The organism is Streptomyces sp. NPDC059900 (assembly GCF_050270335.1).
In the GTDB taxonomy this organism is placed as follows: domain Bacteria; phylum Actinomycetota; class Actinomycetes; order Streptomycetales; family Streptomycetaceae; genus Streptomyces.
The window spans coordinates 1-19,231 of sequence record NZ_JBNNJZ010000118.1 but is presented as its reverse complement, the minus strand read 5'-3'; the positions used below and the strand labels follow the sequence as shown (position 1 = coordinate 19,231).

Genomic DNA, 19,231 nt, shown 5'->3' with positions numbered 1-19,231 from the left:
GCAGTACTCCGGCACCGGGGTACCAGCCCCCGGTGCCGGAGCACCACAAAACCTCAGCGCCCGTTGAACGCGTCTTTCAGGCGGGAGAACAGGCCCTGCTGCCCCGGCTGGAACTGCCCCGTGGGCCGCTCCTCGCCGCGCAGCTGCGCAAGCTCCCGCAGGACCCGCTCCTGCTCCGCGTCCAGCTTGGTCGGCGTGAGGACCTCGACGTGCACGATGAGGTCGCCCCGGCCGCCGCCCCGCAGGTGCGTGATGCCCCTGCCGTGCAGCGGCACCGACTGGCCGGACTGCGTGCCCGGACGGATGTCGACCTCTTCGAGGCCGTCCAGCGTCTCCAGGGGCACCTTCGTGCCCAGAGCCGCGGCCGTCATCGGGATGGTGACCGTGCAGTGCAGGTCGTCGCCGCGCCGCTGGAACACGGCGTGCGGCAGCTCGTGGATCTCCACGTACAGGTCACCGGCGGGGCCGCCGCCGGGGCCGACCTCGCCCTCGCCCGCGAGCTGGATCCGCGTGCCGTTGTCGACACCGGCCGGGATCTTCACAGTGAGCGTCCGCCGCGACCGGATGCGGCCGTCGCCGGCGCACTCCGGGCACGGGGTGGGCACGACCGTGCCGAAGCCCTGACACTGCGGGCAGGGCCGCGAGGTCATGACCTGGCCGAGGAAGGACCGCGTGACCTGCGACACCTCACCGCGACCGCGGCACATGTCACACGTCTGGGCGGACGTTCCCGGCGCGGCGCCTTCACCGCTGCAGGTCGTACATACGACCGCCGTGTCGACCTGTATGTCCTTGGTGGTCCCGAAGGCCGCCTCGTCGAGGTCGATCTCGAGCCGGATCATGGCGTCCTGGCCGCGGCGCGTGCGCGACCGGGGGCCACGCTGCGACGCCGTACCGAAGAACGCGTCCATGATGTCCGAGAAGTTGCCGAAGCCACCGGCTCCGAAACCGCCCGCACCACCGCCGCCGCCCGCCTGGGACAGCGGGTCGCCGCCGAGGTCGTAGACCTGCTTCTTCTGCGGGTCCGACAACACCTCGTACGCGGCGTTGATCTCCTTGAAGCGCTCCTGAGTCTTCGGATCCGGATTCACGTCCGGGTGAAGCTCTCGCGCAAGCCTCCGGAAGGCCTTCTTGATTTCGTCCTGGGAAGCGTCGCGGCGCACGCCTAGTACGGCGTAGTAGTCCGTGGCCACTTACGACTCCGCCAGGATCTGTCCGACGTAACGTGCCACTGCGCGTACTGCTCCCATCGTTCCCGGATAGTCCATGCGGGTCGGGCCGACCACGCCGAGCTTGGCTACTGCCTCGCTGCCCGAACCGTAGCCGACGGAGACCACGGACGTAGAGCTGAGTCCCTCATGGGCGTTCTCGTGACCGATCCGTACGGTCATGCCCGAATCCGTGGCCTCGCCAAGCAACTTGAGCAGAACGACCTGCTCCTCAAGAGCCTCCAGGACGGGCCTGATGGTGAGGGGAAAGTCATGTCCGAAGCGGGTGAGATTGGCCGTCCCGCCGATCATCAGCCGCTCCTCGGTCTCCTCGACCAGGGTTTCGAGGAGGGTGGAGAGCACCGTCGCCACGGTGCCCCGGTCCTCCGCGTCGAAGGACTCCGTCATGTCCTGCACCAGCTGCGGCACGTCCGCGAAGCGCCGGCCCGCGACCCGGCTGTTGAGCCGCGCCCGCAGATCCGCGAGCGAGGTCTCGCCGAACGGCGCGGGACAGTCGATCATGCGCTGCTCGACCCGGCCCGTGTCCGTGATCAGGACGAGCATCAGCCGGGCGGGAGCCAGCGAAAGCAGCTCCACGTGCCGCACCGTCGACCGCGTGAGCGACGGATACTGCACGACCGCGACCTGCCGGGTCAGCTGCGCGAGCAGCCGCACCGTGCGCGCCACGACGTCGTCGAGGTCGACGGCGCCGTCGAGGAAGTTCTGGATGGCCCTGCGCTCCGGCGCCGCCATCGGCTTGACGCCCGCGAGCCGGTCGACGAAGAGGCGGTACCCCTTGTCGGTCGGGATGCGCCCCGCGCTCGTATGAGGCTGGGCGATGAACCCTTCCTCCTCCAGCGCCGCCATGTCGTTGCGGACGGTGGCCGGGGAGACCCCGAGGCTGTGCCGCTCGGTGAGCGCCTTGGAGCCGACGGGCTCCTCGGTGCCGACATAGTCGTGGACGATGGCGCGCAGCACCTCGAGCCTGCGTTCACTGAGCATCCGCGCACACCTCCACCTTTTTGCCCTGAAACCTGTCTGCTCTGCGGCCCCGCCTGGCACTCCCCACAGGTGAGTGCCAGCCCGCGCCGCGCCCAGTGTACGGCCGTGAGGTACGGCCCCGGCAAGGGCAGCGGCTGCCGGGCGGCCGCCACGGGGCTAGCGTCGGCGTATGGACGTGGCACTGGCTTGGGACGAGGCGGGCTGGGAGCGGCTCGCGCCGCATGTGGGGCGGCGGCGCCTCCCGGTCTGGGACTGTACGGCGGGCCTGGTCGTCGGCGGCGAATCGGCGCTGATGATCGAGGCGGGGGCGACCCTGCGCGAGGGAGCAGAGCTGCGCACGCAGGCGCGCGGCATTCTCGGCGGGGGGCGGCGGGTCACCCACCTCGCCCTGACGCACCCGCACTTCGACCATGTGCTGGGTGCGGCGGCGTTCGCGGGCGTGGAGGTGTACGGCGCGGTCGGCCTCGACAAGCTGCTCGCCGGGGGCCGCGACGAACTGCGTGCGTCGGCGGTGCGGCACGGGGTCGGCGAGGACGCAGCGGCGGAGGCCGCCGATCTGCTCGTCCGGCCGCATCACGCGGTGTGCGGGGAGTGGACGCTGGACCTGGGCGGCGGGGTACAGGTCCTGCTGGCGAACGTCGGGCCCGGTCACACGGGGCACGACCTGGCGGTGCTCGTCCCGGCGGGCGCGGGCAGCCCGGAGATCGTCTTCTGCGGGGACCTGGTCGAGGAGTCGGGCGAACCGCAGGCGGGCGATGACGCGGTACCGGAGCGGTGGCCCGCGGCGCTCGACCGGCTCCTCGAACTGGGCGGTCCTGACGCGCTGTACGTGCCGGGGCACGGTGCGGTGGTCGATGCGGCTTTTGTCCGTGCGCAGCGCGCCACACTGGCGGCTCGCTTCGGCGTGTCGTAGCCGGTCGTACGCCTCTTCTCTTATCGTCATGCGAATGCGCCAGTACTCCGCAGACCTCACCCCGCCGTGGAAGAAGCCGAAGCCCGTGCCCGAGGTCGCCGCGGAGGCGGACCTCGTGGTGGAGGAGCTGGGCACCGGCTTCTGCGGGGCGGTGATCCGCTGCGAGAAGACGGCGGAGGGTCCGACGGTGACCCTGGAGGACCGCTTCGGCAAGCACCGCGTCTTCCCGATGACCCCGGGCGGCTTCGCCCTGGAGGGCCGCACGGTCACCCTCGTCCGCCCTTCCGCCGCCGCTCCTCTCGTACGTCCCACACGCACCGCGTCCGGCTCGGTGGCCGTGCCGGGGGCGCGGGCCCGGGTGGCACGCGCCGGGCGGATCTATGTGGAGGGACGGCACGACGCGGAGCTCGTCGAGCGGGTGTGGGGCGACGACCTGCGGATCGAGGGCGTGGTCGTCGAGTACCTGGAGGGCATCGACGACCTCCCGGCGATCGTCGCGGAGTTCTCCCCCGGCCCCGATGCCCGGCTGGGCGTCCTGGTGGACCACCTGGTGCCCGGCTCGAAGGAGTCGCGGATCGCGGCGGAGGTGAGTTCTTCCTCCGCGCTGGTGGTGGGGCACCCCTATATCGACGTGTGGGAGGCGGTGAAGCCGTCGTCGGTGGGGATCGCGGCGTGGCCCCGCGTCCCGCGCGGCCAGGACTGGAAGACGGGCGTCTGCGAGGCACTCGGCTGGCCCCCGAACACGGGGGCCGCGTGGCAACGGATCCTGGGTTCGGTGCACAGTTACAGGGATCTTGAACCGGCCCTGCTCGGCCGCGTGGAGGAACTGATCGACTTCGTCACGGGGACGGAGGACTAGCCCGCCGCGGGCCACGTTCCCGGCGTATGCACCGCCGCTTCGCGGCGGATCTTTCCCGCCCCCCCAAGCGGATCTTTCCCGCCCACCCACCCGAGTACCCCGCAGCGCGTCCCGGCGTGAAGATCTCCAGCCCGTCCGGCGTTTGAGGACGAACTCGGCGGAGCCGGTGATGACGGTGCGCGCGAGCCGGCGGAGCCGGAACTTCGGGAAGGGGCGGGACTGGGGAAAGCCCCGCAGGGACCGCCCGGACCTCAGTCCACCAGGTCCCGGACCACCGCATCCGCCAGCAACCGCCCCCGCAGGGTCAGCACAGCCCGCCCCTCTTCGTAAGGCCCCGCCTCAAGAAGACCGTCGGCCAGCGCCCGCCCCGCAGCCGCGAGCCCCGCAGCCCGCAGCAAGGACAGCGGGCACCCTTCCAGCAGCCGCAGCTCCAGCAGAATCCGCTCCACCCGCCGGTCCTCACCGGCAAGAACCTCCCGCCCGGCCCCCGGCGAGCGCCCGGCGGAAAGGGCCCCCGCATAAGCCCCCGGATGCTTGACGTTCCACCACCGCACACCCCCCACATGGCTGTGGGCCCCCGGCCCGGCCCCCCACCAGTCGGCCCCCCGCCAGTACAACTCGTTGTGCAGGCACCGCCCGGCCTCGGAGGTGGCCCAGTTGGACACCTCGTACCAGGAGTAGCCCGCGCCCCCTAGCACCTCGTCGGCGATGAGATACCGGTCCGCGTGGACGTCGTCGTCCGTCATCGGCACCTCCCCGCGCCGGATGCGCCGCGCCAGCTGCGTGCCCTCCTCGACGATCAGCGCATAGGCGCTGACGTGGTCGGGTCCGGCGCCGATCGCCGCGTCGAGCGTGGCCCGCCAGTCCTCGTCGCTCTCGCCCGGCGTGCCGTAGATGAGGTCGAGGTTGACGTGCTCGAAGCCCGCCGCCCGCGCCTCGGCCACGCACGCCTCGGGACGCCCGGGGGTGTGCGTACGGTCGAGCACCTTCAGTACGTGCTGCTTCGCGCTCTGCATCCCGAAGGAGACGCGGTTGAAGCCGCCGGCCCGCAGCTCGCTCAGGTAGGCCGGATCGACGGACTCCGGGTTCGCCTCGGTGGTGATCTCCGCGTCGTCCGCGAGCCCGAACTCCTCACGGACCGCGCCGAGCATCCGTACGAGGTCGGATGCGGCCAGGAGCGTCGGCGTACCGCCTCCCACGAAGACGGTCCGGACCGGGCGCGGGTCGTCCCCGAGCACCTTCCGCGCGAGCCGCACCTCGTCGATCAAGGTGTCCGCGTAGTTGTCGCGCGAGGCGAGCACGCCGCCGGAGCCGCGCAGCTCGGTGGCCGTGTAGGTGTTGAAGTCGCAGTAGCCGCAGCGCGTGGCGCAGTACGGGACGTGGAGGTAGAAGCCGAGCGGACGGGCCGCCGCTCCCTCCAGGGCGGACGCGGGCAGCGCGCCGTCCTCGGGCATGGGCTCACCATCGGGCAGTGCGGAAGGCATGCCTTCCATTGTCCCGCACCGCGGGCCGACCGGACGCCGCGCGCGCGGCCCCTACTGCGCCTGTAGCACCAGCACCGCCAGATCGTCGTCCGGCGGCCGCTCCGAGAACTCGTGCACCAGCCTCTTGATCCGTTCCGCCACGAGCCCCGCGTCCAGGCCCGCGCAGCTCGAGAGCGCTGCCGCGAGGCCGTCGCCGTCGTCGAACATCTGGCGTCCCGAGCGCCGCTCGGTCACGCCGTCCGTCACGCAGAGCAACGTGTCGCCCGCCCACAGCTCGAAGGTCTCGCTGGTGTACGTCGCGTCGTCGACCCCGAGCAGGAGCTGCGGCGTGGCCGCGCCCCGGACCGTGCCGTCGGGGGAGAGAAGGAGCGGCAGGGGGTGACCTGCGCTCGCCACCGTGCAGCGGACGCCGCCGCCGTCCATGGGCACCAGCTCGCCGTAGAGGAGGGAGAGGAAGCGGGAGGTGGCCCCGTCGGGCGGCAGGCCCTGGCCGCCCGCGACCGCGATGACCGCGGCGGCCGCGTCCGCCGCTTCCGTCGCGTCGTCCAGGAGGAGCTGGTTGAGGCGGTCGAGGACCTCGGCGACCTCGTACCCCTCGCGGGCGAGCAGCCGCAGCCACGGGCGGGCGAGGCCGATCACGACGGCCGCCTCGACCCCCTTGCCCTGCACGTCGCCGAGCGCGAAGCACCAGCGGCCCTTGCCCGCCTGGAACACGTCGTAGAAGTCGCCGCCGGGGCCGCCCTTGTCCCGCGGCTCGTACACCAGGCCGCTGTGCATGCCGGGGATGTCCGCGACGGAGCTCGGCAGCAGGCCGCGCTGGAGGACCTGGCTGATGGTGGCCTGGCGCTGATAGCGCCGCGCCGCGCTGATGGCGAGCGCCACGCGGCGGCTGAAGTCCTCGATGAGACCGGTGACTTCGTCGGCGAACCGGATCATCCCGGCGCGCCCGATGACGAGCGTGCCCAGGGCGCCGCCGCCCGCCGTGAGGCGGAAGGCCAGGGCCGTGCCGGTCTCCTCGCCGGTCATCGCCTCGCCGGGCCACGGCACGGGGACGGCTCCGGAGCCCGCTGATTCGGGCAGCTGGGGCGGGTTCTTCTCCAGGTTGCGGCGCAGTTCCTCCATGCGCTGCTCGCTGGCGTGCCAGACGCGGGCGAGCCGGCTCGCGTTGCCGCTGCCCGCGTCGCCGCGGGGCGCGGCCTCCGCCTCGTCGTCGAGCCACACCGCGCACCAGTCGGCGAGCCGCGGCACGAGCAGCTGTCCGGCAAGGGCGGCCACCAGTTCCTCGTCGAACTGCCCTGCGAGCAGGTCCGACGCCTCGGCGAGGAAGGTGAGCGCCCCGCGGTTGACCCACTCGGTGTCGTGCGTGACGCGTCTGGGCAGCGGGGCGAGGATGTCGATGCCGCGCAGGCCGCGCTGCATCGCCTGTTCGCTCGCGTACGACTCGATCTCCTGAGGGGCCTGCACGCCCTCGACCGGCAGGCGGGCCCAGACGGACTTGGTGCCGGTGCGGTAGGTGATGCCCCAGGACTCGGAGAGGGCCGCGACGAGTTGCAGACCCCGGCCGTACTCGGGTGTGCCCGGCGGCTGGGGCGTGGGCTCGCTGCGCACCGCGCGGGCGGGATGGTGGTCGGACACCTCGATGACCAGGGAGTCCGTGTTCTCGCCCAGGCCCGCCTCGTCGAGCCGGCACAGCAGCTCGACCGTGGTGCCCGCGTGCACGACGGCGTTCGTGACGAGCTCGCTGACCAAGAGCACGGCATCGTCGGTGACCCGGTCGGTGACACCGGCCGCGGCGGGCACGGAGAGTTCTCTCCAGTCGGCGAGCGCGGCGCGCACGAACCTTCGTGCGGCGGCGGGCGCCAACGGGTTTCCGGGCAGCGACGTGCACACCACCGCCGGCGGGCCGGGCTGGTGCCCCGGCTGGGCGGACGCACGGAAAGTGGTCTCCCGTTGCATCGGAATGGACCCCACGTTTCGGCTCCTGAGCAGTTCGGTCGAATACGCCTCAGGCGACACCGACAGAGTGACAGACTGGCCACGCCCATAAGCACCGAGTTACTGAAGTGGGCCGCTATGAGTGAGAACAGTGCTATGCCCGCGCTCGGTTACGGTCGGATTCCGGCACCGAAACCAGCTCCGATACCTTCGCCTGCTTCCGGAGTCGATCCGGACACGGCCTCAGACACCCACCGGGAGTCAGCTCCGGAAGTGATTTCCGACCTGCGTCCACTCCTCGCCGCCATGCGCGCGGCGCGGGACGGGGACTTCACCAAGGTAGCGGTGACCGGCCACGGCCTGACGGCCGAGCTGCACACCGTCTTCAACGAGATGCTCGACCGTTCCCTGCACTTCGACGGCGAACTCTCCCGTGTGCGCCGGGAGATCATCCGGCACGGCCACCTCGACGAGCGGTTCTCCGCTAGTCCGGGGCAGGGCAGCTGGGCCACGCGCATCCATGACGTCAACTCGCTGCTCGACTCGCTGGTCGCTCCCGCGGCCAACGCCACCCGCGTCCTGAACGCGGTCGCGGGCGGTGACCTCACGCAGCGCGTGGACCTGCACGACGGCACCCGTGAACTACGGGGCGACCTGCGGCGCCTGGGCCGTGCGGTGAACACGATGGTCGACCAGCTGTCGCTCTTCACGGGCGAGGTCACCCGCGTCGCGCGCGAGGTCGGCACGGAGGGGCGGCTGGGCGGTCGCGCCAAGGTGCGGGGCCTCTCGGGCAGCTGGCGTGACGTGACGGAGGCCGTGAACACGATGGCCGCCCGGCTCACCGCCCAGGTGCGCGACATCGCCCTGGTGACGACGGCGGTGGCGCAGGGCGACCTGACACGGACAGTGACCGTCGAGGCCACGGGTGAGCTGCTCGAACTGAAGCTGACCGTCAACACGATGGTCGACCAGCTCTCCGCCTTCGCGGCCGAGGTGACCCGTGTCGCCCGCGAGGTCGGCACCGAGGGTCAGTTGGGCGGCCGGGCGCAGGCCCGCGGTGTGTCGGGGGTCTGGAAGGACCTCACCGACAACGTCAACTTCATGGCGTCGAACCTCACCTCCCAGGTGCGCAACATCGCCCAGGTCACCACGGCCGTCGCCAACGGCGACCTGAGCCAGAAGATCACCGTCGACGCCCGGGGCGAGATCCTCGAACTGAAGTCGACGGTGAACACGATGGTCGACCAGCTCTCTGCCTTCGCCGACGAGGTCACCCGTGTCGCCCGCGAGGTCGGCACGGAGGGCAACCTCGGCGGTCGCGCTCAGGTGCGCGGCGTGTCCGGGGTCTGGAAGGACCTCACCGACAACGTCAACTTCATGGCCGACAACCTCACCTCCCAGGTGCGCAACATCGCCCTCGTGTCGACGGCTGTCGCCCAGGGCGATCTGGGCAAGAAGATCACCGTCGAGGCGAAGGGCGAGATCCTCGAACTGAAGTCCACCATCAACACGATGGTGGACCAGCTCTCGGCCTTCGCCGACGAGGTCACCCGCGTGGCCCGCGAGGTCGGCACCGAGGGCAACCTCGGCGGTCAGGCCCAGGTGCGCGGTGTGTCGGGGGTCTGGAAGGACCTGACGGACAACGTCAACTTCATGGCGCTGAACCTCACCTCCCAGGTGCGCAACATCGCCCAGGTCACCACGGCCGTCGCCAACGGCGACCTGTCCAAGATGATCACGGTGACGGCGCGCGGCGAGATCCTGGAACTGAAGGACACCGTCAACACGATGGTGGAGCAGCTGCGCGCCTTCGCGGACGAGGTGACCCGCGTGGCCCGCGAGGTCGGCACGGACGGCCGGCTCGGCGGGCGGGCCCAGGTGCTCGGCGTATCGGGCGTCTGGAAGGACCTCACCGACAACGTCAACTACATGGCGGACAACCTCACGGGCCAGGTCCGCAACATCGCCCAGGTCGCGACGGCGGTGGCCCAGGGTGACCTCTCCAAGAAGATCGACGTGGACGCGCGCGGCGAGATCCTGGAACTGAAGACCACCATCAACACCATGGTGGACACGCTGTCCTCCTTCTCCTCGGAGGTCACCCGGGTGGCCCGCGAGGTCGGCTCCGAGGGCCAGCTGGGCGGCCAGGCCCGGGTCGAGGGCGTGTACGGCACGTGGAAGCGCCTGACGACGAACGTGAACGAACTCGCCCTGAACCTCACCACGCAGGTCCGGGCGATCGCCGAGGTCGCATCGGCCGTGGCCCAGGGCGACATGACCCGGTCCATCACCGTCGAGACGCGGGGCGAGGTCTCCGAGCTCAAGAACAACATCAACGTCATGGTCTCCAACCTCCGCGAGACCACCCGTGCCAAGGACTGGCTGGAGTCGAACCTCGCCCGTCTCGCGGGTCTGATGCAGGGCCACCGTGACCTGATGGAGGTCGCGGACCTGATCCTGCGCGAGCTGACCCCGCTGGTGAACGCCCAGTACGGCGCCTTCTTCCTGGCCGACCCGGAGGCCGGGGAGGCCACGACGCTGCAGACCCCGCCCGTCAAGGGGCTCGCCTTCATCGCCGGGTACGGCTCCGCGCAGGGCTCGGTCGTCGACACGGGCGCGATGCCCGCGCACGGCCTGGTGCGCCAGGCGGCCCTGGAGAAGAAGCGGATCCTCGTCGACGAGGTGCCGCCCGACTACATCAAGATCACTTCGGGTCTCGGGGACGCCGCACCGGCCAGCCTGGTGATCATCCCGATCCTCTTCGAGGACAAGCTGCTCGGCGTCATCGAGCTGGCCACGTTCTCCCGCTTCTCGGACGTGCACCTCGCGTTCTTCGACCAGTTCGTGAGCACGATCGGCGTCGCGATCAACACCATCATCGCCAACTCCCGTACGGAGTCCCTGCTCAGCGAGTCCCAGCGGCTCGCCACGCAGCTCCAGGACCGCTCGGACGAACTCCAGCTCCAGCAGGCGGAGTTGCAACGTTCGAACGCCGAACTTGAGGAGAAGGCGGCGCTCCTCGCCACCTCCTCGCAGTACAAGTCGGAGTTCCTCGCGAACATGTCGCACGAGCTGCGCACCCCGCTGAACTCCCTGCTCATCCTGGCCCGGCTCCTCTCCGACAACCCCGACAGCCATCTCTCCGACCAGGAGGTGCAGTTCGCGACCACGATCCACCGCTCGGGCTCCGATCTCCTGCAACTCATCAACGACATCCTGGACCTGTCGAAGATCGAGGCGGGCCGCATGGACGTCCGCCCCAAGAAGCTCCCCCTCATCAAGGTCCTCGACTACGTCCACGCGACGTTCCGCCCCCTCACCCTCGACCGCGGGCTCGCCTTCGAGGTGTCGGTCGGCGAGGACGTGCCGCGCGAGATGTTCTCCGACGAACAGCGGCTCCAGCAGATCCTGCGCAACCTCCTGTCAAACGCGGTCAAGTTCACCGCGAGCGGCAGCGTCGAGCTGCGCGTGAGCCGGGTCAAGAACACCGGCGACATGCGGCTGCACGACGGCAGCGACCGGCTCTCCTTCGCCGTCAAGGACACCGGCATCGGCATCCCGACCGACCAGCTCCCCGCCATCTTCGAGGCATTCCAGCAGGCCGACGGCACCACCAACCGCAAGTACGGCGGCACCGGCCTCGGCCTGTCCATCAGCCGCGAGATCGCCGGGCTCCTCGGCGGCCGCATCACCGCGGAGAGCAAGCCGGGCCAGGGCTCCACCTTCACGCTGTACGTCCCCGTGGTGCACCCCGGACACGGGGCCGCCGCGGCGGCGTACGCGGCGACCAGGACACCGCCGCCGCCCGAGTCGACCGACGAACGGGTCACCATGGCCCCGCACGTCTTCCACGAACAGAACGACAGCTGGCCCACCCCCACCAAACTGGAGGAGTACCGGGAGGGGCAGGCCGGACGCATACTCCGCGGGCGCCGCGTCCTGATCGTGGACGACGACATCCGCAACGTCTTCGCGCTCACCCATGTGCTGAGCCGCGTCGGCATGCCCGTCCTCTACGCGGAGAACGGCCGCGAAGGAATCGAGACCCTGGAGCGCAACCCCGACACCGACCTCATCCTGATGGACATCATGATGCCGGAGATGGACGGCTACGAAACCATCGCCGCGATCCGCCGCACACCGCGCTGGAGCGGTCTGCCCATCATCGCGCTGACCGCCAAGGCGATGCCCGGCGACCGCGAGAAGGCCATCGAACAGGGTGCGACCGACTACGTACCCAAACCCGTGGACGTCGACCAACTGCTCACCGTCGCCTGCACGCTCCTTGCCCCTGAGAGCAGCGCCACGCATGAGCCCGACACACCCACGACCCAAGAGAAACCCGTTGCAGCGGAACCGGCAGGCGCTCACGGGGAGGCCGCTGTTCCGCCGACGTCCGAGTGAGGCACTGTCACCATGAGCACAGAGGTCATGACCGACAACCGCGCAAGCATCCTCCTTGTCGATGACATGGAGGACAATCTGATGGCGCTCGAAGCCGTCCTGGGGTCACTCAACGAACCACTGGTACGCGCCCGTTCGGGCGAAGAGGCGATGAAGGCCCTGTTGCGGCAACGATTCGCCGTGATCCTCCTGGACGTGCGCATGCCGGGGATGGACGGATTCGAGACCGCGTCGAACATCAAGCGGCTCGACCAGACCAAGGACGTGCCCATCATCTTCCTGACGGGCACCGACAACGACGCGGGCTATGCCTTCCGGGGCTACGCGACGGGCGCGGCGGACTACATGACCAAACCGTTCGACCCCTGGGTGCTGCGCGCCAAGGTCACCGTGTTTCTCGAACTGCACCGCAAGAACCAGCAGTTGGAGAAGATCATGGCGCGCGAGCAGCAGCAGTTCGACGAACTGGCGGCCCGCCTCTCCGCGATCGAGGCACACATGGCGGCCAGCAGCCTCAAGGACGTGCTCGAACTGCGCCACCACGTGACGCACATGGAGGAGCTGGTGAAGGAGATGCGCCGCGGGCGGGGTGCCTGACCAGACGTCAGATCAGTCAGGTCAGGCACCCCGCCCGCGTACGGAGTCAAGGCGCCAAAAGCTCAGGCCTCGCGTGATCCCGCGTACATCTCGTCGATCAGGTGCTGGTACTCGCGCTCGACGACCGGTCGCTTCAGCTTCAGGCTGGGCGTCAGTTCGCCGTGCTCGATGTCCAGGTCGCGGGGCAGCAGCTTGAACTTCTTGACGGTCTGCCAGCGCTGCAGGCCTTCGTTGAGCTGCTTGACGTAGCCCTCGATGAGTCCGACCGTCGCCGGGTCCGCGACCACGTCGGCGTAGCTCTTGCCGTCGAGGCCGTTGTCCTTGGCCCAGGCGAGGATGGCCGGCTCGTCGAGCGCGATCAGGGCGGTGCAGAAGTTCCGGTCGGCGCCGTGCACCAGGATGTTCGATACGTACGGGCAGACGGCCTTGAACTGGCCCTCGACCTCGGCGGGCGCGATGTACTTGCCGCCGGACGTCTTGATCAGGTCCTTCTTGCGGTCGGTGATCCGCAGATAGCCGTCCGCGGACAGCTCACCGATGTCGCCGGTGTGGAACCACCCGTCGGACTCCAGGACCTCGGCCGTCTTGTCGTCGAGGCCGTGGTAGCCCTCCATGATGCCGGGGCCGCGCAGCAGGATCTCGCCGTCGTCGGCGATCCGGACCTCGGTGCCGGGCAGCGGCTTGCCGACGGTGCCGGTGCGGTAGGCCTCGCCCGGGTTGACGAAGGACGCGGCGGAGGACTCCGTGAGGCCGTACCCCTCCAGGATGTGGATGCCCGCGCCGGCGAAGAAGTAGCCGATGTCGGGCGCGAGCGCGGCAGAGCCGGAGACGGCGGCACGCAGCCGTCCGCCGAAGGCCTCGCGCAGCTTGGAGTAGACGAGCGCGTCGGCGACCTTGTGCTTGGCGCCGAGGCCGAAGGGCACGGACGCGGAGCCGGTCCTGCGGAAGTTGTCCTGGCTGACCTTCGCGTACTCGCGGGAGACCTCGGCGGCCCACAGGAAGATCTTGTACTTGGCGCCGCCACCGGCCCGCGCCTTGGCCGCGACCCCGTTGTAGACCTTCTCGAAGATGCGCGGCACGGCGGCCATGTACGTCGGCTGCACCACCGGAAGATTCTCGATGATCTTGTCCACGCGGCCGTCGACCGCGGTGACGTGCCCCAGCTCGATCTGGCCGGAGGTAAGCACCTTGCCGAAGACGTGTGCGAGCGGCAGCCACAGGTACTGCACGTCGTCCTGGCCGAGCAGACCGGTCGCCGCGATGGCCTTCGCCATGTACGACCAGTTGTCCTGCGGCAGGCGCACGCCCTTGGGCTTCCCCGTGGTGCCGGAGGTGTAGATGATCGTGGCGAGCTGGTCCTTGGTGATCGCCGCGATCCGCTCCTTGACGGCCTCGGGGTTCTTCTCCAGGTGGGCGGCGCCGCGGGCCTCCAGATCGGCGAGCGAGAGCACCCAGCCCTCGGGGTCGCCCTCCGCGGGCCCGGCGCCCTCGGAGTCGATCACCACGACATGTCGCAGCTCGGGCAGCTCGGCCCGCTTCTCGCGCGCCTTGGCGAGCTGCTCGGCGTTCTCCGCGACGAGCACCCGGCTGCCGGAGTCGGACAGGATGTAAGTGGATTCCTCGGCATTGGTCTGCGGATACACCGTGGTGGTGGCCGCGCCCGCGCAGAGGATGCCGAGGTCGGCGAGGATCCACTCGACCCGCGTGGACGAGGCGAGCGCGACGCGCTCCTCGGGCGCGAGGCCGAGCTCGATCAGGCCCGCCGCGATGGCGTAGACCCGCTCGGCGGCCTGCGCCCAGCTCAGCGACTTCCATTCGTCGGGGCCCTCGCCCGAGGCGGCCGGCACCGGATAGCGGTAGGCCTCGGCGTCGGGCGTGGCCGCCACGCGCTCAAGGAAAAGATGGGCCACGGAAGGCGGACGGTTCTCGATCAAGGTCTGTGTGTCGCTCACGACATCCTCCGGACCCGCGACAATGCGGCGACTGGCTGGCGGCTGCTGGTCTTGTTTAACTTGCGAGTAACCTACGAGCAGTGATCAGAGTAGAGCGCTGAAGCCCGCCACGTAAGGGGCTTCTGCCTGTCACTTCATACAAGAACGGGTCCGCCGCGCAAGAGCGCGACGGACCCGCTGAGATGCCTGTGTGACCCCCGTGCCGGACGGGGCGGCAGTTGAGACCCGGGCTACTTCTTCGCCTTGCCCGGACCGCTGTCGTCACTGGAGAGCACCGCGATGAAGGCTTCCTGCGGCACCTCGACGGAGCCGACCATCTTCATGCGCTTCTTGCCCTCCTTCTGCTTCTCGAGCAGCTTGCGCTTACGGGAGATGTCACCGCCGTAGCACTTGGCGAGCACGTCCTTGCGGATGGCGCGGATGGTCTCGCGGGCAATGACCCGGGAGCCGATCGCGGCCTGGACGGGCACCTCGAAGGCCTGCCGCGGGATGAGCTCGCGCAGCTTGGCGACCAGGCGCACACCGTACGCGTACGCCTGGTCCTTGTGCGTGACCGCCGAGAACGCGTCGACCTTGTCGCCGTGCAGCAGGATGTCGACCTTGACGAGCTGGGCCGACTGCTCGCCCGTGGGCTCGTAGTCGAGCGAGGCGTAACCGCGCGTCTTGGACTTCAGCTGGTCGAAGAAGTCGAAGACGATCTCGGCGAGGGGCAGCGTGTAGCGGATCTCCACGCGGTCCTCGGAGAGGTAGTCCATGCCGAGCAGGGTGCCGCGCCGGTTCTGGCACAGCTCCATGATCGAGCCGATGAACTCGCTCGGGGCGAGGATCGTGGCGCGTACGACGGGCTCGTGCACCTCGTCGATCTTGCCCTCGGGGAATTCGCTCGGGTTGGTGACGGTGTGCTCGGTGCCGTCCTCCATCGTGACGCGGTAGACCACGTTCGGAGCGGTGGCGATGAGGTCGAGCCCGAACTCGCGCTCCAGACGCTCACGGATCACGTCGAGGTGCAGCAGGCCCAGGAAGCCGACGCGGAAGCCGAAGCCGAGCGCGGCGGAGGTCTCCGGCTCGTAGACGAGCGCGGCGTCGTTGAGCTGCAGCTTGTCGAGGGCTTCGCGCAGGTCGGGGTATTCCGAGCCGTCCAGCGGATACAGGCCCGAGAAGACCATCGGCTTCGGGTCCTTGTAGCCGCCCAGAGGCTCGGTGGCGCCCTTGTTCAGGGAGGTGATCGTGTCACCGACCTTGGACTGCCGGACGTCCTTCACGCCGGTGATGATGTAGCCCACCTCGCCGACGCCGATGCCGTCGGCCGGGGTCATCTCGGGCGACGAGACGCCGATCTCCAGGAGCTCGTGCGTGGCGCCGGTGGACATCATCCGGATGCGCTCACGCTTGTTGAGCTGGCCGTCGACCACACGGACGTAGGTCACGACACCGCGGTAGGAGTCATAGACCGAGTCGAAGATCATCGCGCGCGCCGGGGCGTCCTTGACGCCGACCGGGGGCGGAACCTCGGCGACCACCTTGTCGAGCAGCGCCTCGACGCCCATGCCGGTCTTCGCGGAGACCTTCAGGACGTCCTCGGGGTCGCAGCCGATGAGGTTGGCGAGCTCCTCGGAGAACTTCTCCGGCTGGGCGGCCGGCAGGTCGATCTTGTTGAGCACCGGAACGATCTTGAGGTCGTTCTCCATCGCCAGATAGAGGTTGGCGAGAGTCTGCGCCTCGATCCCCTGCGCGGCGTCGACCAGGAGGACCGTGCCCTCACAGGCCGCCAGCGAGCGCGACACCTCGTACGTGAAGTCCACGTGACCCGGGGTGTCGATCATGTTGAGGATGTGGGTCTTGCTCTGCTCGGGGCCCTCCGTGGGGGCCCAGGGCAGACGCACCGCCTGGGACTTGATCGTGATGCCGCGCTCGCGCTCGATGTCCATGCGGTCGAGGTACTGAGCACGCATCTGCCGCTGCTCGACCACACCGGTCAGCTGGAGCATCCGGTCGGCGAGCGTGGACTTGCCGTGGTCGATGTGCGCGATGATGCAGAAATTACGGATCAGAGCCGGGTCGGTACGGCTCGGCTCGGGCACATTTTTAGGGATCGCGGGCACGCAGGGTCCTGTCTCTTGAGGCGCCTGTCGCCTCGGGTCGGATCTATACGTAGATTCCATCGTCCCACGGGTGGGGCACTGGGCCCGGTTTGGGCCGGTCGGGGTGGGGAGCCGGGCCCGGATTGGGCCGGTCGGGGCGCGGCTGGTAATCTGAGCAGCTGTGTCTCCTTGCCCTCTCGGTACTGAGGCGCATGTCAAAAAAACTCATCTGCAGTACCTCTGCAGTACCTGAACCTGAAAAGGCTCTTTCGTGGCGAACATCAAGTCCCAGATCAAGCGGATCAAGACCAACGAGAAGGCGCGTCAGCGCAACAAGGCGGTCAAGTCTTCGCTGAAGACCGCGATCCGCAAGGCCCGCGAGGCCGTTGCCGCCGGTGACACCCAGAAGGCCGTCGAGGCGACGCGCGAGGCTTCGCGCCAGCTCGACAAGGCCGTCTCCAAGGGCGTCATCCACAAGAACCAGGCCGCCAACAAGAAGTCGGCGCTTGCTTCGAAGGTCGCGACCCTCCAGGGCTGAAGCTCTTGCCCCGGCTCGCCGGGGCGCTGATCAATCCTTCCGCGAGGGTAATTCGAGCCCTCTACCTCGAATCGCGGACAGACCACGCAGTACGCCACGCTGCGACGATGCCCCCGGCCCACTCCGGGGGCATTGCTGTGTCCGGGGACGGTTAGGGGCGCGGGCGTTCTAGGGGCGCAGGCGTCTTTTTTTGGGGGCGCGGGGAACTGCGCGACCGGCCACGACGGACCCGCAGACTTCGCGACCAGCGGACGACGACGGCACAGGCCCCGCAGCAACGCCTAGCGGCGAGATCTCGCGGCGCGGGCAACAGTGACGACAGCCTTCTCCAGGGCGTACTCAGGATCATCGCCCCCACCCTTGACGCCCGCGTCAGCCTCCGCACAGGCCCGCAGAGCCACCGCCACCCCGTCGGGAGACCACCCCCGCATCTGCTGCCGGACTCGGTCGATCTTCCAGGGCGGCATGCCGAGCTCGCGAGCGAGGTCGGCCGGGCGCCCGCCCCGCGCGGAGGAGAGCTTCCCGATCGCCCGCACGGCCTGGGCGAGGGCGCTGGTGATCAGGACGGGGGCGACACCGGTCGACAGGGACCAGCGCAACGCTTCGAGAGCTTCGGCGGCCCGGCCCTCCACGGCACGGTCGGCCACGGTGAAGCTGGAGGCCTCGGCGCGGCCCGTGTAATAGCGGCCGACGACCGCCTCGTCGATCGTGCCCTCGATGTCCGCCACCAGCTGGGACACGGCCGAAGCGAGCTCCCGCAGATCGCTGCCGATCGAGTCGACGAGGGCCTGGCACGCCTCGGGCGTGGCCGAACGGCCCAGGGCGCGGAACTCGCTCCGCACGAACGAGAGCCGGTCCGCGGGCTTGGTCATCTTGGGGCAGGCGACCTCACGGGCCCCCGCCTTGCGTGCGGCGTCGAGCAGTCCCTTGCCCTTGGCCCCGCCCGCGTGCAGCAGGACGAGGGTGATCTCCTCGACCGGCGCGGCGAGATAGGCCTTGACGTCCTTGACCGTGTCGGCCGACAGATCCTGCGCGTTGCGTACGACCACGACCTTGCGCTCGGCGAAGAGCGAGGGGCTGGTCAGCTCGGCGAGCGTGCCGGGCTGCAGCTTGTCGGAGGTGAGGTCGCGCACGTCCGTGTCGGCGTCGGCGGCACGGGCCGCCGCGACCACCTGCTGCACGGCGCGGTCGAGAAGGAGGTCCTCCTGGCCCACGGCGAGCGTGAGAGGAGCGAGCGGGTCGGCGGTATCTGTCTTCCTGGCCATCGCGGTAAAGCATCCCACGCGGCACTGACAGCCCGTCCCGTACCGGAGAATGGGCGGGTGACCGACGTACGACATGTCCTGGTGCTGCCCGACCGCGATGCCGCGGAGGAAGTGGCGGAAGAGCTTCCCGACCGTTTCGGCGTGCGCGAGCAGCCCCAGCTCGTCCGTGACGCCCTGGCCGGCGAGGACGACGCCGAGGACGCCCAGTGGCTGGTCGTGGTCGAGGACCCCGAGCGGCGCCTCGACCGCGCGGCCCTCGATGCGCTGGCCGAGGAGTACGAGGGCTGGCTGGAGGCACCCTGACGGGACCCGCCTGCCCGCGCGGGGCTACGGCGTCGCGCTCTTGGGCAGCACCTGGATGTCGAGGTCGATGGTGATGCTGGGGCCGACCGCCGCGATGCCGCGGGCGAGCATCGTCTGCCAGTTGATCGTGAAGTCGTCGCGGTGCAGCTCGGTGGAGGCACGGCAGGCGACGCGGGTCTCACCCTCCAGGCCCTGGCCCACCCCGAGGTACTCCGTCTCGAGCGTGACCGTGCGCGTCACGCCGTGCAGCGTCAGGCCGCCCGTGATCGCCCAGCGGCTGCCGCCCCTGTGCGCGAAGCGGTCGCTGTAGAACTCCATCGTCGGGAAGCGCTCCACGTCGAGGAAGTCGCCGGACCGCAGATGGTCGTCGCGCATCTTCACCGCGGTGTCGATGGAGGCGGCGTCGATGACCACATGCATCGCGGAGTCCTCCATCCGCTCCCCCAGCCGCACGGCGCCCGCGAAGCTGTTGAACCGGCCGTGGATACGGGCAAGCCCGATGTGCCGCGCGGTGAAGGCGACGGACGAGTGCAGGGGGTCGATCTCCCAGTCACCGGACTCGGGCAGCGGCAGGGCCGGCGCTATCTGGAGCATGACGTCGCCGAGCGAGGCATGCGCGCTCTCCCCGACCGTGGCGTTCGCCCGGTTCGTTGTTAAACACTCGGCCGAGACCGCGAGACTGTTGTACAT

The 19,231-nt window shown here is 69.7% G+C and carries 14 protein-coding genes; 6 read left to right on the top strand and 8 right to left on the bottom strand.

All coding sequences use genetic code 11. The annotated features are described in order from the left end of the window. Positions 1-53: 53 nt before the first annotated feature. Together dnaJ and hrcA are read right to left on the bottom strand one after the other, a co-directional pair. Positions 54-1,193, bottom strand: coding sequence for a molecular chaperone DnaJ (gene dnaJ, locus ACQKIP_RS18280; RefSeq protein WP_190080490.1), 1,140 nt, complete (start codon positions 1,191-1,193; stop codon positions 54-56). Further along, a complete protein-coding gene (hrcA, locus tag ACQKIP_RS18275) occupies positions 1,194-2,210 on the bottom strand; it encodes a heat-inducible transcriptional repressor HrcA (RefSeq protein ID WP_351160429.1) in 1,017 nt (338 codons plus the stop codon). 169 nt (positions 2,211-2,379) lie between these two features. Between hrcA and ACQKIP_RS18270 the strand changes: the two genes are divergently transcribed. After that, positions 2,380-3,123, top strand: coding sequence for an MBL fold metallo-hydrolase (locus tag ACQKIP_RS18270; RefSeq protein ID WP_365857876.1), 744 nt, complete (start codon positions 2,380-2,382; stop codon positions 3,121-3,123). Between the two features lie 34 nt (positions 3,124-3,157). Next, entirely contained in the window at positions 3,158-3,982 is an 825-nt protein-coding gene (locus tag ACQKIP_RS18265; RefSeq protein WP_365857874.1) for a DUF3097 domain-containing protein, read from the top strand. Positions 3,983-4,233: 251 nt separating this feature from the next. On the opposite strand, the gene hemW is transcribed toward ACQKIP_RS18265, so the two are convergent. Further along, positions 4,234-5,466 carry a radical SAM family heme chaperone HemW gene (hemW, locus tag ACQKIP_RS18260; RefSeq protein WP_365857872.1) on the bottom strand — a complete coding sequence of 411 codons (1,233 nt, stop codon included), beginning with the start codon at positions 5,464-5,466 and terminating at the stop codon, positions 4,234-4,236. A 51-nt stretch (positions 5,467-5,517) separates the two neighbouring features. Next, a complete protein-coding gene (locus ACQKIP_RS18255) occupies positions 5,518-7,437 on the bottom strand; it encodes a SpoIIE family protein phosphatase (protein ID WP_365857870.1) in 1,920 nt (639 codons plus the stop codon). Positions 7,438-7,707: 270 nt separating this feature from the next. Here ACQKIP_RS18255 and ACQKIP_RS18250 point away from each other — a divergent pair, with 270 nt between their 5' ends. Beyond that, the gene (locus ACQKIP_RS18250) at positions 7,708-11,805 is read left to right on the top strand and encodes a HAMP domain-containing protein (protein ID WP_365858039.1); all 4,098 of its coding nucleotides are present in this window, start codon (positions 7,708-7,710) and stop codon (positions 11,803-11,805) included. Between the two features lie 12 nt (positions 11,806-11,817). Further along, positions 11,818-12,402: a response regulator gene (locus ACQKIP_RS18245; protein WP_365857868.1), complete on the top strand. Its 585-nt coding sequence runs from the start codon at positions 11,818-11,820 to the stop codon at positions 12,400-12,402. Between the two features lie 62 nt (positions 12,403-12,464). Here ACQKIP_RS18245 and ACQKIP_RS18240 read toward each other — a convergent pair whose 3' ends face one another. Both ACQKIP_RS18240 and lepA read right to left on the bottom strand, forming a co-directional pair. Further along, on the bottom strand, positions 12,465-14,354 hold the full coding sequence (locus ACQKIP_RS18240) for an AMP-dependent synthetase/ligase (RefSeq protein ID WP_365857866.1): 1,890 nt from the start codon (positions 14,352-14,354) through the stop codon (positions 12,465-12,467). A gap of 230 nt (positions 14,355-14,584) precedes the next feature. Beyond that, positions 14,585-16,456 (bottom strand): translation elongation factor 4, encoded by a 1,872-nt coding sequence (lepA, locus tag ACQKIP_RS18235; RefSeq protein ID WP_365857864.1) that lies wholly within the window; start codon positions 16,454-16,456, stop codon positions 14,585-14,587. 250 nt (positions 16,457-16,706) lie between these two features. Here lepA and rpsT point away from each other — a divergent pair, with 250 nt between their 5' ends. Beyond that, complete coding sequence (gene rpsT / locus ACQKIP_RS18230; RefSeq protein WP_135334171.1) at positions 16,707-16,973, top strand: 30S ribosomal protein S20; 267 nt, start codon at positions 16,707-16,709, stop codon at positions 16,971-16,973. Positions 16,974-17,254: 281 nt separating this feature from the next. Here the strand turns inward: rpsT and holA are convergent, their stop codons facing one another. Beyond that, positions 17,255-18,238 (bottom strand): DNA polymerase III subunit delta, encoded by a 984-nt coding sequence (gene holA / locus ACQKIP_RS18225; RefSeq protein WP_365857862.1) that lies wholly within the window; start codon positions 18,236-18,238, stop codon positions 17,255-17,257. A gap of 57 nt (positions 18,239-18,295) precedes the next feature. Between holA and ACQKIP_RS18220 the strand changes: the two genes are divergently transcribed. Further along, positions 18,296-18,541, top strand: a complete 246-nt coding sequence (locus ACQKIP_RS18220) for a hypothetical protein (RefSeq protein ID WP_365857860.1) — start codon at positions 18,296-18,298, stop codon at positions 18,539-18,541. Between the two features lie 24 nt (positions 18,542-18,565). Here the strand turns inward: ACQKIP_RS18220 and ACQKIP_RS18215 are convergent. After that, a partial coding sequence (locus ACQKIP_RS18215; RefSeq protein WP_427743445.1) for a YceI family protein occupies positions 18,566-19,231 on the bottom strand: 666 nt, incomplete at its 5' end.